Source organism: Ornithinibacillus halophilus (genome assembly GCF_900129485.1).
Classification (GTDB): Bacteria; Bacillota; Bacilli; order Bacillales; family Amphibacillaceae; genus Ornithinibacillus; species Ornithinibacillus halophilus.
This window is the reverse complement of record NZ_FQVW01000025.1, coordinates 18615-35266: the sequence shown is the minus strand read 5'-3', so window position 1 is coordinate 35266 and position 16652 is coordinate 18615. Positions and strand designations below refer to the sequence as shown.

The window sequence follows — 16652 nt, the reverse complement described above, 5'->3', positions numbered from 1 at the left end:
GTTCGAACCTTGCAGCTAGCTATTAGCTGCATTTCTTTTTGTAAAGTAAAGAGGGGAGAGAGGTGATTGTTTGGGAGAAGGTAAAAATAGTTCAATTCCATGGATTAAGCATTTTCGTGATATAGAAAAGCATTTAGATATAAATGAAAAGTACTTTCAGGCACCAGAACGAAAAATAATTGAGTTTGAAAAGGAAATGGATATATTTAACGAGAGATTTATGGGGAATATCAATATAGTAGAAGATTGGATGAAAAAGTTAGAAAAAAAGATGGAAAATTAAGAATATGTTATAATTAAAGTAAGAGTTAGGATCAAATGGGGAGTGGTATTTATGGGATATATTTTGCCAGTGCAAAATCACCAATATGTAGATTATCAAAAACGTATTGAAGAGGCCAAAAGAAAGCCCCACACCATTGAAAAAGCCTACAAAGTCATTTTAGAAAATCAATATGAAGAAATAGAAAAAGATTATGAGCAAAGTGAAGGGAAAAAAGAAACCCCTTCTGAGAGTATGGTTGAACCATCATTCACTAACCAACCACCATTACCAGGACTAGGTGAAAATTTTAACAAAACTGTATAGAGGACGAAAGCGCAAGCAATCGGTTATTAACGAATGGACCAAAAAAAGGGTGTACACAAATCCCAACTGTACACCCAACTTATAGTTAATTTTCTTCCTTTTCATTAACAAATGGAAGAAGAAACAAATTTTGATCTCCTGATGTATACTCGGCATAAAAAATTTCTTCCACCTGTTGCACTTCTTGCTTTTTTAGTTCCTGTTTAAGCCATGCTTCTGTTAAATTTAATTCCTCTAAATTATCGTAAATAATTTCTCCATCACTGATTATTGTATAAGACAAATTGGCTTCTTGAGGGGGTAAATTTAAATCTCCTCTAGTTGGTGTCTGCTTTTGCGACTTTCTCATGACGGAAATAGTACCATCCGTTTCCAAAATTGCAAATGCAACTTCTCGAATAGAGAAAACGTCTTTTGATCGTAATAAATGTTGTAATTGATTAATATCGAGCTTGTTCTTCTTCATAACATCTCTTATTAATTTTCCATTATGAATGACAATTGCCGGACTTCCTTCAAGAAGTGCTCTAGTACTTTTAAATTTTTGGGTGATAATTTCCGTAATATAAAGTAGTCCACCCCAAATAATAATAACGAATCCTATGTCGAGAATACCAGCCTTTTCGTCAAATAATGCATTACCAACTAATTCACCTAAGATGATGGCAGAAATGAAGTCAAATGCAGTTAATTGAGAAATTTGTGTTTTACCGAGAAGTTTTGCAACGGTAAGCAATGCAACAAAGCCGAACAAGGACTCATACAAGATTGGTAAATAGTGATTCAATGATTAGCACCACCTTCTCAACATTAGCATGTCCTTTCGATTTAAACTAATACAAAAAAGAGGGTGGTGCGATAGGTGAACTTGTTATAAAATATAGATAATCCACACAAAGGGAGTTGCTACATATCGCTGCAATACTTACATTAATTGGAGATATTTTTAGTGCCATTGCTGCCGCTTTAACTGGTAAATCAAAGAAAGAAAAATAAAAAAAGCGCATGTCTGCGCTTTTTTTATAAACTTTTTACCATTGTAACGTGTGGGATTCCGGCATCCATAAATTCTTCAGAGACGGTTTCGTAACCTAGTTTCTGGTAGAATGCCTCTGCATGGGTTTGTGCATTTAGTTTTGATTTTTTAAAGCCTTCTTCTTTAATAACCTTTTCCATTTCTTCAATGATTTGTTGACCAAAATGTTTACCACGATATTCTTTTAGAACGCATATTCGTTCCAGCTTACCATATTCATCTACAAATCGAAGTCGACTAGCAGCTATTGGTTGATTATCTTCATAGCCAACGAAATGGATGGCTGTTGCATCATGTTCATCCAATTCTTCCTCGGGTGATACATTTTGTTCCTCTACAAAAACAGTCGTACGAACAGAGAAGGCATCATTTTTTTCTTGGGTGTTCTTAGTAATTATTATTCTCACAAGTATTCCTTCCCAAATACAAATGATTCATGTACGGTCCAAGAACCATTTTCAAGTTGGTATAGAAGCTGGAATCTGTCAACGGTATCTTTAATTTGGAAATTCCTCATTTTCATTCTTCCAAAAACATCGGAATACTCATCATCTAATAATTTTTGTCCGATGGTAATATGTGGAACAAATGCGAAACGTTTGTTGTCAGGGAATTTTCCTGTATGCATTTTTTCATATAATTCGTTCAGTGTATCGTGTGGTTCAACTTTTAAGTAGATGGTGTTGGTTACAGGTACAAATGAACTTACTTTATTGATTTCAACCTCAAAAGGTTTTGTTTCATTGGCGATTTTCTTTAATTCAACAACTAGTTCATCAATTGTTTCATCATCTGCATCAAATGCTTCTTTTAATGTAATATGTGGTGGTATAAGATCGTAGTGGGGATCATATCGCTTTCTGTAAGAGTTTGCTTCGTCTTGGACTTGCTTGGATGGGAAGATTGCAATTCCGTATTTCATATAAAAAACCTCCTATTCAAAATTATTATTTAAGTAAGTAGTTTGTTAATTTTGTTGGTTAACTTCTATTATAACAAAAATAAAAAGAATAACATTGATTTTTTTCAAATAAGTAAGAAGATAGAGCAAAATAAAGCTAGGGGAAGTTCGTATAATCCCACGCTCCGGAAATATACTTCGCTTTCACTTCCAGCACAAGGACGACATCTGTTCAATCTTCCTTCGGTCGATTTCACAGTGTCTTCTTTGCCGTGGGGGAGTGGTGAGCCACCTACTTGCTAAGCACTACGGTGTCTCACCGAGCTCCTACTTCCCACAGGACAAATGTTTTCGGTGGGGCGAGTAATCGCAGTCCCAAGGAAGGCATCGGAAGCATAATCTTCGCACGAAGGAAATTGTATTTTATTTCCAAGGAGTCTGCGTATATTTCCTCCGCTTTTATAGTCATTGTCCGCCTCATTGATAATTTTTTGGTTATTTTCCAGCCACTCTTTGGTTTTAATCATCACCAAACATGGTTTTTAGTGCGTTTGGCATGTCTTTTTGCCAGTACTTCCATGTGTGTTCACCATTTTCGATTTCTTTATACGTGTAGGTGAGTCCTTTTGTCTCCAATAAATCACGTAACTGGCGATTTGGTGTTACAAAGTCGACATCGGGTTCCATGGAAGTTTCTACACTCAACTCATTCGTTCCAATCGTATGATAGATATCTATGGTGTCTAATCTCTTTGCCTCATTTACAGCATTTAGTACCGTATCATTAACAAGAGGGGACTGCATAATAACTTTACCAAATGTGTTTGGATATTTTAATGCAGTCATTAGTGCTAGCGTACCTGCTAATGAGTCACCCATGAGAGTACGAGCACCACCCATATTATAGGTTGGTAATAAATCATCTAGAAATGGAACAACTTCACGAATAAGAAATTTAGTATAAGCCTCATTTTGTTCGCCATCCGGATGATATTTTTTTAGACGATCATAACGGTCTTTGTAATGGATTCCCACAAATACCGTATTTTCAATTTCAAAGTCATCATGAAGCTGATCACTTAATGTTGCAATTCGCCCCATTTGATAATAGTCATTTCCATCCTGCATGATGCAGAGATGATATTTGTATAATGGGGAGAATGTCTCCGGTTGATATATTTTCAATTCCATCGATTGTTGTAAAAATTCACTTTCTATTTGTTCTACAATCATTTTTCCTTTACGTGCCATCGTTACACCTCATCTTTCGGTTTCCACAGTCATAGTTTACCATATTCACACAATAAGACTAACTTCCAACCTCTTGCAGTTGGCCTTTGTATAAATCGTAATAATTTCTTCGTAGCTCTAATAGTTCATCATGACTGCCTTGTTCCATAATTTCCCCATTTTTTAGCATGACAATTTTGTCTGCTTCTTGAATGGTGTTTAGTCTGTGGGCGATTATGAAACTAGTTCTTCCTTCCATTAGATGTTTCAGTGCTTCTTGGATTTTTAACTCCGTAATAGTATCGATATTACTCGTTGCTTCATCTAAGACTAAGATAGATGGCTCAGCAATGAAGGCACGTGCAATGGTTAGTAATTGCTTTTGACCTTGACTAATCCCACTTCCTTCTTGGTCAAGAATGGTATCATACCCATCAGGAAGTTGAGTGATAAATTCATGAGCATTCGCTTTTTTCGCAGCTGTAATTACTTCTTCGTCACTAGCATCTAATCGGCCATAACGAATGTTTTCTCGAATCGTATCATGGAAAAGGAAGGAATCTTGTAAAACAAATGCCATATGCTGACGTAAGCTGGAACGTTTTATTGTTTTTAAGTCTTTTCCATCTAATAAAATCTCTCCACCATCATAATTGTAAAAACGAGAAATTAAATTAATAATCGTTGTTTTACCAGCTCCAGTATGACCGACGAAGGCAACTGACTGACCTGGCTTTGCTTCAAAGCTAATTCCTTTTAAAATCATGTCATCTTCATAGCCAAAGGTAACGTGTTTAAACTGAAAATGACCTTCTGTTGTGGATAGTTCTTTTGCTTCTTTTTCATCGATTTCTTCTTGTTGTTCATCAATTACATTAAATACACGTTCAGCACCAGCAACAGCAGATAATAGGACATTAAACTGGTTGGATAACTCATTCAATGGTCGTGTAAACTGACGTGCATATTCCGTGAAAATAACGATAATCCCAACTGTAACTAATCCATCTGTATTTATGACAAGGATCCCACCAACAAGGGCGATTAATCCGAAACTTAAAAAGTTCAACATGTTCATTACTTTAGGGATAAATCCTGCAATAGTTAATGCCCAGAATCCAGAACGATTTAATTTTTTATTTTTTACTTCGAATTCTTCAATGACGCGCTCTTCTTGAGAATACGTTTTAACAACATGCTGCCCAGAAACGATTTCTTCTACATAACCGTTCAGTTCACCTAAGTCATTTTGTTGTAATTTGTACAAAGGACCTGTTCGTCTCGTAATCCAACGGGTAGCAAAGAACATGACTGGAATAATCGTCATGGTCACTAACGTTAAAATAGGACTCAAAGCAATCATGACAGCAACTGTTCCTAATAAGGTTAGTACACTAGAAAAAATTTGGATAACTGATTGGTTCAATGTGTTATTAATGTTATCAATATCGTTTGTGATTCGGCTCATCAATTCCCCGTGCTGTCGTTTATCAAAGTAACTGATTGGCAGGCGATGGAACTGACTAAATAAATCGGAACGCAAGGAATAGACCGTATTTTGCGCGATTCCTACCATTAAAAAGTTCTGCAAGAAAATGGACAAAGAATGCATTAAATAGACGAAAATTAACAAGATGGCAAGTAGTCCTAATCCATCAATTTCTTGCAAAACAATATATTTATCAATAGATTTACCAACCATATATGGTCCTAATAACGCTAATCCTGAACTAATTACTACTAATAAAATAACGATCCAAAGCCTAGATTTTTCTCTAGCTAAATACGACCATATTCTTTTTATCGTTGCAGCTGTATTTTTGGCACGCTTATCCTTTATGTCCTTTGATATATTTTCTAGTGGAATTTTTTCATATTGAAAAGGTTCTTTTAACTGTTTAATGGACATGCGGATACTCCTTTCCAAATTGTGATTCTACGATCGAGCGGTACAATGCAGATTCTTTCAACAATTCGTCATGAGTACCAATTGCTAAGATTTCACCTTGATCCATTAATAGTATTCGGTCAGCATTCATTGCTGTAGAAACCTTTTGCGTAATAATTAACATGGTGTTGACATCCTTTTGAATCGCATCTAATAATCGTGCTTCTGTCGCTAAGTCGAGTGCACTCGTACTGTCATCAAGCATTAGTATTTTTGGTTTACGTATTAATGCACGCGCAATCGAAATTCTCTGCTTCTGACCACCAGACAAGTTGACTCCTTTTTGCCCAACTTTGGTATGGTACTGATTTGGCAAATTCATAATTGTTTCATGAATTTGTGCATCTTTTGCTGCTTGTAGAATCTCTTCATTAGAAGCATTATCTTTACCCCAAGCAATATTTTCGATAATCGGACCACTAAATAATAGTGGGCTCTGTGGAACATATCCAATACTTCGGCGTAATGTATCTAACTTATAGGAAGTAATGGGTTTCCCGTCGATATAGATTTCGCCTTCCGTTGTATCATACAGTCGTGGAATTAACTGGAATAAGGAAGTCTTTCCTGCTCCTGTTGCACCAATGATAGCCAATTTCTCCCCACTGTTTACAGTAAAAGATAGGTGATTTAATACAGGGTCTTCGGCTGTTGGATATTGGAAGGAAACATTAGAGAATTCAATTTCCCCGTTGGTTACCGGTTGGTCTTCCAATGACTCTTCACGATCTGTTAAATCAACCTCTAGATTCAATACTTCACTCAAACGGTCGGCAGAAGCCTTCGTACGTGAGAATGCCATAATAATAAATGAGAACATCGATATTGCCATAGCGACACGCATGGCATAGTTAACAATAGCAACAACATCCCCAACTTCTGTTGTTCCTGCAATTGATTGAGTATTACCAAACCAAATGATAGCGACGATACTCATATTCATAATAAAGAGTAGAACAGGCATGGAAGCTTCTACAAATCGAAAAGTCATTCTCGTATTATCTCTTAATCTCGTATTTGCTGTTGTAAAACGTCCCTCTTCATGATTTCTCCGGAAGAAGGCTTTAATTAACCGCATTCCCGCTAAGTTTTCCTGCATGACGCGGTTCACGTTATCGACACTCTTTTGAACTCGGTCAAACATCTTAGTCGCTTTTTTTAATACCCATAATAAAAATCCTAATAATAGTGGAACGGTAATTAGAAAGATAAGCGCCAGACGTGGATTGACAATAAACGCCATGATGACACCACCAGCAACTAGAAGTGGAGCTTTCACCATGATTCTAAGTGCCATAAATATTGTGTTTTGAATTTGGCGGACGTCGTTTGTGAAGCGCGTCATTAATCCTGACGTAGGATATTTGTTTAAGTTGGCAAAAGAAAATGCCTGCACTTTACGAAATAATCGCTCACGCATGTCATGTGCGAAACCCCAACTAACATGGGATGCGAAAAATGAATTAATGATACCAGAAACAAATGAGAAAAGTGCGAGACCAATCATAATGCTTCCCCACATAATAATGTTGTTTAAATCTTGGTTCATGACTCCTTGGTCAATCATTTTGCCTAAGAAAAAGGGGAGCAAGAGCTCTACACCAAGTTCAACTAGCATGAGTGAAAAGGCGACAAATGCTGGTAGTTTGTAAGACTTTAACGATGAAAAAACAGTTTTCACAAGTAGACCTCCGTTGTCAAAATAAATAATTTTCACTTTATTATAAATTAAAAACAAGTATTTTTCCAAGAATTTATTTCGAAAACAGAAATATATTGTAAAAATATGCGGTTGTCCTATTGGTCCTATAAAATAAAGAACATGAACTCATTTGAGTTTGCTCAATATATATTAATTAATAACAAAAGTCACCACAGGCTGCGAATTGCTCTGTGGGGACACCATTATTCGTTGTTAATGGTTGTTCGATTTCTTCCTTCATTTTTGGATTGATAGAGAGCAGTATCTGCCCGGTCTATGATAGCTTCGAAATCTTCGTCTTTGATGTTGGAAGAAGAAATCCCAATAGATATAGTAATAGGTTTTCCTGTAGGACTGTTCGTTTCTGCTATTGTTGTGCGTAATCGTTCTGCTAGATTATACGCATCATTCTCGTCATCATCTTTCAATATGATGGCAAACTCTTCTCCGCCATAACGAAAACATTGATCGGTACTTCGGGTAACCTCTTGCATCGTATTTGCCAAAAATTTGATCACTTCATCCCCTGTAGGGTGCCCGTACTGATCATTGACTCTCTTAAATCGATCGATATCAATTAAAATTAAGGAATGGGGTATTTTTTGATTAAAATACGTAACGATTTGATAATCAAAAGCTAATCGATTAAATAACCCACTAAGTCCATCTCTATAAATTCGGCTATTTAAGACTTGGAAATGCTTGCGAAAATGAAGATAAAGTTGCCTAACCTCGTAAAGATTAGAATGAATATTTATTTGGTCAACAAGGGCCGGAGTTGTTTTTTCAGTGATAGCTTTTTTAGAGAATTTTGCTAATTTATTAATTGGATTGGATATACGAAAAGCCACTAACCAAGCAAAAGATATAATGATAATTAACAATGGTAGTGATTGTAAAGCGATTTTTTGGACTAATGTATGGAGTGGAACTTGGATGACTGAAGTAGGGGTTTGGCTAATTATCCCCCAGTTGGTTTCATTGATGAAAGCATAGCCTGACAAGTATTCTTCCCCTTTATGGTTGGTGATTTTGGCAGATCCATAATTTCCTTCAAGCACATCTTGAATTAACTCGTGTTCAGCAATATTTTCGTTAATCCTTGAAGCATCTGGGTGATAAATAATTCGTCCATTACTATCAACTACAAAAGTAGATGATTCATCTAAGTGTTCATGAGTGGTTAAAATTCTTCCGAGTGAATTGTCTGTTTCTAAATACAACGTTCCATCGACAACACCTTGATACACATCGGAATCATTGAAAATGGGATAAGAAATAAGGATAACTAGGTTACCAGTTTGTGCTAAATAGGGTTCAGAAATAAATGGTGTTTTGTTTTCTAATGCTCGCTTCATTAAGTCTGAATTTATTTTCGTGCCAGGCTGTACACCATTCGCATTATTGGTTAAGATTTTCGGACTCATTAATTGGACGTATCCTTTGTTGTCCGTTGTAAATAGTGAGTTATAGTATCCCTTATTTGCCTCTAACCAATAATTTAAGTCTTTCTGTGTAAATTCCTCGTCATTTCCAATAATGTCAGCTAACGTACTCAAGTTTCTTGGATATCAGACATAAGTATCTCAGTACTGTCTGCAATGTTCTGTGCATATCGAAGGTTATTTTGTAAGTAATTGTTAGATAGTGAGGTTTCTAGTGCACGAATTGATATGTATAAGTGCGTAGCTGTAGTAGCAACTGCAACTAGAAACACTAATATACCTAACGCTGTTCTAATTTTAATGCCTTTTACTTTTCTCATAGTAATTCCTCCTCTATTTATCATGGAAGGAAATATTTACCTTATATGTCTATTTTATCAGACTATAGTCGCATATAAAGGGATGTAATGTGACAAAAGTATTACTAATGAGTTGTATCGGAAAGTGATAGTGAAGTGGGGAGGAGGTATATATAAGTGGCACTGATAATTAGCTTTTATGTAATATCAACAGAATAAAAACGTTGACAGAACATAGTAGGCTACATATAATTAAATTAGTTTTTACATTACATTACGATTCCGTAGCTCAGCTGGGAGAGCGCCACCTTGACAGGGTGGAGGTCGTTGGTTCGAGCCCAATCGGAATCACTAAATTAAGAAAGCGTTAATCCTTTGTGTAGCAAGGGGGTGACGCTTTACTTTGTTTTTGAAGTGACTTTTTATCCATATATACATAGGTGCTGCACTCATCATACTAAACTGTATCAATCTAAAGTTTTACTGCTATGGATTTATCTCTGTTTTAAATATCTGTTTTGGGGCAATAGTATTAATTCTAATAGTTGCTCAACCATATAATCTGAGTATTAGACTATTGTGAAGCAAGAGCTCCGTCCCCATGCTTGTATAATAACCGTTGTTTCTCTATTTTTAATGCATTTAATTTTTGGTATTGGGGATTATTTTCTTTCCAATTACTAGTATAGTTCTGTTCCCCTAGAAGGATGGTTTCCAATAGATTGTTAAGTTGGTTCTCAATTGTTTGAATTTGTGAGTTAATCTCTTTTCGGATATTTCGTAGTTGCAATAGAGAATGCTTTAGTAGCTTATTAGAATTTAAGTGGATTATTATTTGACTAATCACCATTTCTATAATTTTTGCCAAATCAATTGTTGATATAAATACTTTTGGGTGACTTTTGGTTGTACATTTAAAAAAGCTATTATTGTTTATTTTGTCCTTGCTGTAACATAATGGTTTCTGACAATAACCGCAGATGGGTAAGTAACTCTTCTGCGATTCTAAGTCGTCAAGTCGCTTAAGATACTCATTGAATACCTCACCAAGTGAATCTTGGATGGCACGAAAGTCTTTAAGGCTTAAGTAGGCTTCTACATGCTTTAATTTGTAATTACCCTTACTCAAGTCATGTCCTGCATAAAATGGATCCTGTGCAATCCTAATAAGGGTTTCATCGTTAGTTTTAAAAATACTTCGATATTTCTTTAGAAATAAAGCCAATTCATCAAGAGTCGAAATTTTACTTAATGAAGAAAAATACGCTTCTAACAATTCTTTTTTAACTGGGTCCTTGTAGTAATGTTTGTTTTCTTTTACATAGCCCAACTTTCTACCTGGGTATCTCTTGCTCGCTTCTATATTCCTTCTAGCAATATTTTTTCCTTCAATATCACTAAACATAGCAAGAATTCCCTCAAGGAAAATATCTTTAGTTGCTTGGACATTGCCATTGCCTTCAGATGTATAAATAACTTGAATATCGTGCTTAAGGCAAAGATCCGTGAATTCAATACCCTCATAGTAATCCCTAAACAATCGTGTTCTGTCAAAGGCATACAGTGTATCCACTTGGTCTTCCTTAATTAATGAAATGAGTTTCTGCATTTCAGGTCTTTCATTAATGAATTTTTTGTTAGCTGATAATGCATCCTCGTCAATTACTTTTATTTCTTCAGGTAACAACTTCTCTCGATAATAAGCATCTGCTGATTGTTGCATCTCCATGTTCTGCTTATCTGTACTTACTCGTCGAAAAAACACATGGTATTTCATTACTTCTCACCTCGATTATTTTTTGGCAATGTTTCGTAAAGTAGCTTTGCTTGTAATCGCGGAGGAAGGTTCAACTGCTCTACAATAATCCTGGATACCATGTGCTGAATCCATATATTAGTAGTTTGGTTGTTTTCCTCTGCGCTACGAAGCTCAACACGTCTTCTCATAATTACACACCTCCGTCTATCATCATTGACATTTGGAGGCTATGTTTATACTTCTAATTACTAGATTTATCCTCATCATTAAATAGATTTAGTTCGAGTTGAACTGATTCTTCACGTTGGCCACGTTTGACTAACACTCGTATTGATCCACTCTTATGACCAGGAAAGGGTTGCTTACTTAGCTTCTTCTTCATTTCGGTTTCTCCTTTGTTGTCGATATTGCAGGAAACCATTAAAAGCAAAAAGTGATATTGTTCCATTGTTAACGGTTTTCTTTAGTTTTTTTATATGATGGGGGAGTGTATTATTCATTTAACATTCCCCTTTCTTTTAAATGCTTTAGAGCTCTTTCGGTGTTATTTCGGATTTTATGGGAAGGTCTTTTGATGTTATATTTCATGTTGTGATTCCTCCTGTTATTTTTCGGTAGTTCATCCACCGCCAGAAAGAAACATAACCATTACGAAGAGAAAATCAATAGGCAATATATGGTAACTATACTAGATTTGAGATTCTATTTATTCCTCTAGTTTGCTAAATGTAATATTATATTAACAATTTACATAATGATCAAAAAAGGGTTTTTTACAAAAATGTATAATACTAGATATAGGTAAATTTAAAAGGGTGGGAAATTAGTATGAAGAAAACAGTTATCTCTATTTTTTCATGTATTCTAGTAGGTTTGTTCTTTGTAGTTGCACCATTACAGACACAGGTATTAGCTCAAAACTCGGAAGAATCTATTCAGTCTCAGACTAAAACAGTAACTCAGACTATACCTTATGGCCTTAATGACTCAATAGACGCATCAATTGAATATGATGTTGCGGGTTGGAGTGGAATCCTGTACTTAATAAACACTCAATCTACGGGAGATCATATCCTTGCAACGTATAGAGGAACTGTCCGTTGTTCGGGATTTTGTGGAATACCACCATACCAGTTTGAAGAAGATGAATAAAATTAATTAATTAAGGTTGAAAAATCGGGAATGCTTCATTCTTTTAAATTAAAGCATTCCCGATTAAACAATATAAATAAACTTATCAACAAATACATACCTTCAAGAAAAGAGGTGAGCATCATAAAAAAGCTATTTTTTATTATAGCTGGTTTAATTATTTTAACTAGTTGTACGGATGCTAAAATAGTCGTACCCATTCATGAGTATGCTGAATTACCAGCGGAAGAAATAGGAGAGGAACTAGGGGAAGAAACAATAGAGGAGAAGGAAGAAGAAATAGAACACGAAAAAAACGTCCCAGAAAGACCTAATCAATCTTTTAATGTATACAGTGAGGCAGGAGTGGTCGGAGGTTTAAGAGTTGGAGTTTGTTGGAAGGAAAGTGTGGAAGAAGACTGTGCTTTTACTCCGGAAAACCCTAGAGAGGAAACCATGAGTAAAAATCGGTTATTTGCAAATAAGGGAGAAGAATTGCATATCTCAATGACTCAAAATAATGAAGATTTCAAAGTTGGGATTAAACCACATCAAGTGGAGGTTATCCAATTTGGATTTCGTGATGATGAAGGGAAAGTCATTGATAGTGAAACAGTGGAAAACCAAACTTTCTTTTCGGCTCCTGATGAGCAAGGAAATTACTACTACCTTATTCATGTAATCTGGGATGAGGGTAAGACAAAGAGAGCCTATTATGCTTTTCGAATAAGAGTAAGCTAAACACATTTTTAGATACAGTTTTGTCGACCGCAGGGGCTCTTCCTATGGCCAGATTCTAGGAGGTTTTTCATGAATAACTTGTTACTATTTGAAAGTAAAAAAATAATGAAAACGCTATATTTTATAATTTTAATCATTGCACTATTCTCATTTGTCAGCTTTTATTTCGTTTATAACTTTGTGCATACCGAACGTGCTGACGATTATATTTATAAAAACGAAACCGTTAAATCAAATTTCCAATCAACAATAGAAGAATTAAGTATTACGGAGGAAAGCAATGCGGCAAATAAGGAAGAAATCGAATTCTTTGTTAATGAAATAGAAGAGCTTGATATGCTTTCTGAAGCAGCAAAGAATTATGATTGGAACACTATTCTCAATTACGAAATTGCAAATGGTGAAGAACTAGTTAAAATGTCCCCTTCTCAGAATGTATATACTTGGCCAACCGGTTTTACATATGAAGTTGTTTACGAGAAAAATAAATGGCTATTGGAACATAATATTCAACCTGTTTTCCCTATACATAGTAATTCAGAAATAACCGCTTATGACAGAGTGTTTGATACAGCAATAATAGAAGAAATCGCCTATGATTTTTATAATAAGTATGATTCATCTTCTGTATATTTTTTATATCTTCTTATTGGAGTCGGTCTAAACATTGGAGGAGCTATATTCTTTTTATTCTTATTTGGAAATGTTGTTACAAGAGAAGATATCGGTCGAAATGGACCAATTAACTTTTTGGCCACCATGCCATTAAAAAGCTGGAAAGTAATTTGGAGTAAGTTGATAACCACCGTCTTATTAACATTCCTCATATTATTAGCAACAGCTTTATGGGGGCTACTTTTAGGCATTATCTTTGATCGTTTTGGTGACTGGAATTACCCAGTACTCATTTACAAACCTGATTCTTCATTTCGATTTATGGAGATGGGAAACTTTATTCTTTTATCTATGCTGCTATTTTTTATTGTATTGATATTCTGCTACAGTTGGCTATTTTTATACTCCGTTCTAGTAAAGCAAACGTTTATGACAATTGTTCTTACCATCGTAACCTTAGTCTTGGGCAACTTATTGAGCGGATCCGATATTGGAAGGGGTCTATCGTTTGCTCCATATAATCCTTTTAATTACTTTCAGATAAACGACATCATAACAATGGAATACGCTCTAACTGCAGAAAATTTTAGTTTCACCATATGGAACGGTATTTTCAGCCTATTAATCTCTAGTTTTATTATATTATTTGCTTCCTATTTAATTTTTAAAAGAAAAGCTAAATAAATAGTAAACAACAATTTCGAGGGGGATTCTTATGATTGTTCAAGTTGATAACTTAACAAAGAAATATAAAAAAGAGTGGGTTTTACAAGGGGTCCAATTTGAAATAAACCATCCACAAATCGTTGCAATAGTGGGACCTAATGGTTCGGGGAAAACAACATTATTTAATTGTATGACAAATCTATTGTCGATTAATAGTGGGACAATTAAAGTACTTGAAAAGGATTACAAAGATACCTCTTTGTTTTATGATGTTTCCTATTTACAGGATAATCGAATTCTATATGAAAATTTAACTGCTTATGACCATTTGCAATTTGTTTGTAGTGTCATGAAACAGCCTAGCACCAAAATAGTAGAAGTAGCAAAACGAGTTGGGATGGAAAGTTATTTAAAGAAGCCTGTACAAAAATTCTCTCTAGGTATGAAGCAACATTTGTTACTAGCGATGGCAATCATTAATAACCCAAAGTTACTGCTCATGGATGAACCATTAAATGGTCTAGATCCCTCAAGTGCCATTAATATGCGAAAAATCTTATTAGAGCTATATGAAGAAGGAACGACTATTATGATTTCGTCCCATAATTTAGATGAAATCGATCGATTAACCAACACGATTTTCTTTATGAAGGATGGGCAAATTTTAGAAGAGTCATTAAAGAACTATAATATGAAACAATATTTCTTAAACGTAAATAATCTAGCACAAGCAAAAGACAAATTAAATGAACTATCCGTTTCTTATACAGTTAATAAGGATGACCAGGTTGTATTTTATGATAATGAAACATCCTTTCAAGACGTACTTATCCATTTAAATCAAAATGATGTTCTGGTTGAGGATATAGATATTAAACGAATTGGTGCTGAAAAAAGATACCTTGAACTATTTGAAAGGACCGTATCTGAATGAAGCTATTTCTATTTGAGTTAAAAAAGTTTGCTTGGACCAAAAAGTTTCTCATTATACTAATCGCACTAGTCTGTTCAGTGGTATTTCTATTCATTAGAAATGTCTTATTTCAGGATTATGCACAGGAGCAAAAAAATGAAGAAATTGCTTTATTCATTGAAACGAGTTCATCAAAGGATAGTGGCTATACCAGTCAATTAGAGCGATTAGGAAACAACGAAGAAGTTGAAATGAAACAAGAATTAAATCTTACCGTGTTGAATTTGGCTAGGGAATTACGAAATGTAATGGCAACTGAGGACGATTGGAAAACGGAATTAACGGTTGAGAATCGGTTATTAGTAGCTATCAGTGAGTATAAAGCTACCGGTGAGGACTATCCCATTTCTGACGAGGACATTTCTCATAGAATAGCAATGAATCATACCTTACTGGATTTGGAAATTCCACCTGAATTTGAGCATTATAGTACGGCATTTCCTAACTTTTTAAAGCAAGTGGTGGACCTATTTATTAGCTATAGTGGTTTAATTATTGTCTTACTACTTATTGGAGAAATAATGACGAGAGAATTTGAGAATAGGTCAATTAATCTATTATTTACATTACCTTTAAATCGGACAAAGTTAATTTTGGGTAAGTATTTTAGTGCACTACTGACTTCTGTTTTTACTTTTTTCTTCATTATTGCTGTAGGGGCGCTAATCGGAAAATTATTTGGAGCAGAAGGATCCTTTGCATATCCAGTACTGATTGAAAAAGAAGGGCATTTGTACTATATGTCAACGATGGATTATTTACAATTTGTCGTACTTTTATTTGCTATTATGCTCCTTTTTGTCATTGCACTATATATTTATTATAGTCTAGTATTCAAACATTTACTCGCATCCTTGTTAGCAATTATTGCTACTCTAATAGGTGGATATCAGCTAGGGAATTTTATTAATTGGACCCCATTTGCTTGGGTTAATCCGTTTCAATACACAATCCCTAAAGAAGCAATTCTATATCAGAATGAACACCTTTTCTATCAAGGTATTTCGGTTACTTTACTGGCGACATTGTTATTAGTCGTTATTTCTATACTTAGGATAAAGCGGAATTTTAATTAGTGGGGATTGGTATTTTCCTAATGAACAAAGTTTCACTTTATTGTTTCATCCGTTAAGTCGATATCAGCCTAATTAGGTTTTGTAGTACACTCTACCTCCATATGTTTTTAATAAAAGACTGCACCAAAATTACACAGAATTTCTAGACACAATGGAATTAACAGAAACAGATTGCATAAATAAACATTTGGAAACTGATTAAATGGACGTATTGGAATTTATAGATGCATAAATACTTAATAAAACTCGCTCTTGAGAATTGACAGGGTGGAGGTCGTTGGTTCGAGCCCAATCGGAATCACTAACTTAAGAAAGCGTTAATCCTTTGTGTATCAAGGGGGTGACGCTTTACTTTGTTTTTGAAGTTATGACTTTTTATCCATATATACATAGGTGCTGAACTCATCATACTAAACTGTATCAATCTAAAGTTTTACTGCTATGGATTTATCTCTGTTTTAAATATCTGTTTTGGGGCAATTGTATTAATTCTAATAGTTGCTCAACCATATAATCTGAGTATTAGACTATTGTGAAGCAA

At 34.9% G+C, this 16652-nt stretch carries 19 protein-coding genes and 1 tRNA gene; 8 read left to right on the top strand and 12 right to left on the bottom strand.

Features of this window, described 5'->3' with window-relative positions:
• The first annotated feature begins 70 nt into the window (after nucleotides 1-70).
• Together BUB12_RS10835 and BUB12_RS10830 are read left to right on the top strand one after the other, a co-directional pair.
• A complete protein-coding gene (locus tag BUB12_RS10835) occupies nucleotides 71-283 on the top strand; it encodes a hypothetical protein (RefSeq protein WP_072890831.1) in 213 nt (70 codons plus the stop codon).
• A 51-nt stretch (nucleotides 284-334) separates the two neighbouring features.
• A complete protein-coding gene (locus BUB12_RS10830) occupies nucleotides 335-589 on the top strand; it encodes a hypothetical protein (RefSeq protein ID WP_072890830.1) in 255 nt (84 codons plus the stop codon).
• Nucleotides 590-674: 85 nt separating this feature from the next.
• Here the strand turns inward: BUB12_RS10830 and BUB12_RS10825 are convergent, their stop codons facing one another.
• From BUB12_RS10825 to BUB12_RS18040, 8 genes are all read right to left on the bottom strand, one after another.
• Complete coding sequence (locus BUB12_RS10825; protein ID WP_072890828.1) at nucleotides 675-1376, bottom strand: DUF421 domain-containing protein; 702 nt, start codon at nucleotides 1374-1376, stop codon at nucleotides 675-677.
• Nucleotides 1377-1609: 233 nt separating this feature from the next.
• Nucleotides 1610-2032, bottom strand: coding sequence for a GNAT family N-acetyltransferase (locus tag BUB12_RS10820; protein ID WP_072890827.1), 423 nt, complete (start codon nucleotides 2030-2032; stop codon nucleotides 1610-1612).
• A complete protein-coding gene (locus BUB12_RS10815) occupies nucleotides 2029-2547 on the bottom strand; it encodes a YjcG family protein (RefSeq protein ID WP_072890825.1) in 519 nt (172 codons plus the stop codon). Before BUB12_RS10815 ends, BUB12_RS10820 begins: the two co-directional genes overlap by 4 nt.
• A 498-nt stretch (nucleotides 2548-3045) precedes the next feature.
• Complete coding sequence (locus tag BUB12_RS10810; RefSeq protein ID WP_072890823.1) at nucleotides 3046-3777, bottom strand: alpha/beta hydrolase; 732 nt, start codon at nucleotides 3775-3777, stop codon at nucleotides 3046-3048.
• Between the two features lie 58 nt (nucleotides 3778-3835).
• Nucleotides 3836-5665 (bottom strand): ABC transporter ATP-binding protein, encoded by a 1830-nt coding sequence (locus BUB12_RS10805; RefSeq protein WP_072890822.1) that lies wholly within the window; start codon nucleotides 5663-5665, stop codon nucleotides 3836-3838.
• Nucleotides 5655-7385: an ABC transporter ATP-binding protein gene (locus BUB12_RS10800; protein ID WP_072890820.1), complete on the bottom strand. Its 1731-nt coding sequence runs from the start codon at nucleotides 7383-7385 to the stop codon at nucleotides 5655-5657. The genes BUB12_RS10805 and BUB12_RS10800 overlap by 11 nt, the downstream gene beginning before the upstream one ends.
• Nucleotides 7386-7609: 224 nt before the next feature.
• Entirely contained in the window at nucleotides 7610-8965 is a 1356-nt protein-coding gene (locus tag BUB12_RS10795) for a sensor domain-containing diguanylate cyclase (protein WP_234982665.1), read from the bottom strand.
• Nucleotides 8962-9171, bottom strand: coding sequence for a hypothetical protein (locus tag BUB12_RS18040; RefSeq protein ID WP_234982663.1), 210 nt, complete (start codon nucleotides 9169-9171; stop codon nucleotides 8962-8964). Before BUB12_RS18040 ends, BUB12_RS10795 begins: the two co-directional genes overlap by 4 nt.
• Before the next feature lie 257 nt (nucleotides 9172-9428).
• On the opposite strand from BUB12_RS18040, the gene BUB12_RS10790 reads away from it, so the two are divergent.
• Nucleotides 9429-9501: transfer RNA gene (locus BUB12_RS10790), tRNA-Val, on the top strand.
• A 223-nt stretch (nucleotides 9502-9724) separates the two neighbouring features.
• On the opposite strand, the gene BUB12_RS10785 is transcribed toward BUB12_RS10790, so the two are convergent.
• The 4 genes from BUB12_RS10785 to BUB12_RS17690 are packed head-to-tail and all read right to left on the bottom strand — an operon-like array spanning nucleotide 9725 to nucleotide 11409.
• Nucleotides 9725-10927: a recombinase family protein gene (locus BUB12_RS10785; protein WP_072890818.1), complete on the bottom strand. Its 1203-nt coding sequence runs from the start codon at nucleotides 10925-10927 to the stop codon at nucleotides 9725-9727.
• Nucleotides 10927-11097, bottom strand: a complete 171-nt coding sequence (locus BUB12_RS17700) for a hypothetical protein (RefSeq protein ID WP_159431572.1) — start codon at nucleotides 11095-11097, stop codon at nucleotides 10927-10929. Before BUB12_RS17700 ends, BUB12_RS10785 begins: the two co-directional genes overlap by 1 nt.
• 53 nt (nucleotides 11098-11150) lie before the next feature.
• Nucleotides 11151-11291: a hypothetical protein gene (locus BUB12_RS17695; RefSeq protein ID WP_159431571.1), complete on the bottom strand. Its 141-nt coding sequence runs from the start codon at nucleotides 11289-11291 to the stop codon at nucleotides 11151-11153.
• Entirely contained in the window at nucleotides 11272-11409 is a 138-nt protein-coding gene (locus BUB12_RS17690; RefSeq protein ID WP_159431570.1) for a hypothetical protein, read from the bottom strand. The genes BUB12_RS17695 and BUB12_RS17690 overlap by 20 nt, the downstream gene beginning before the upstream one ends.
• 328 nt (nucleotides 11410-11737) lie before the next feature.
• On the opposite strand from BUB12_RS17690, the gene BUB12_RS10780 reads away from it, so the two are divergent.
• From BUB12_RS10780 to BUB12_RS10760, 5 genes are all read left to right on the top strand, one after another.
• A complete protein-coding gene (locus BUB12_RS10780) occupies nucleotides 11738-12061 on the top strand; it encodes a hypothetical protein (protein WP_072890816.1) in 324 nt (107 codons plus the stop codon).
• Between the two features lie 30 nt (nucleotides 12062-12091).
• Nucleotides 12092-12781: a hypothetical protein gene (locus BUB12_RS10775; protein ID WP_072890815.1), complete on the top strand. Its 690-nt coding sequence runs from the start codon at nucleotides 12092-12094 to the stop codon at nucleotides 12779-12781.
• 69 nt (nucleotides 12782-12850) lie between these two features.
• Nucleotides 12851-14080: an ABC transporter permease subunit gene (locus tag BUB12_RS10770; RefSeq protein ID WP_072890813.1), complete on the top strand. Its 1230-nt coding sequence runs from the start codon at nucleotides 12851-12853 to the stop codon at nucleotides 14078-14080.
• 31 nt (nucleotides 14081-14111) lie between these two features.
• Entirely contained in the window at nucleotides 14112-14996 is an 885-nt protein-coding gene (locus tag BUB12_RS10765) for an ABC transporter ATP-binding protein (RefSeq protein WP_072890811.1), read from the top strand.
• Entirely contained in the window at nucleotides 14993-16111 is a 1119-nt protein-coding gene (locus tag BUB12_RS10760) for an ABC transporter permease (protein ID WP_072890809.1), read from the top strand. Before BUB12_RS10765 ends, BUB12_RS10760 begins: the two co-directional genes overlap by 4 nt.
• Nucleotides 16112-16652: the final 541 nt, after the last annotated feature.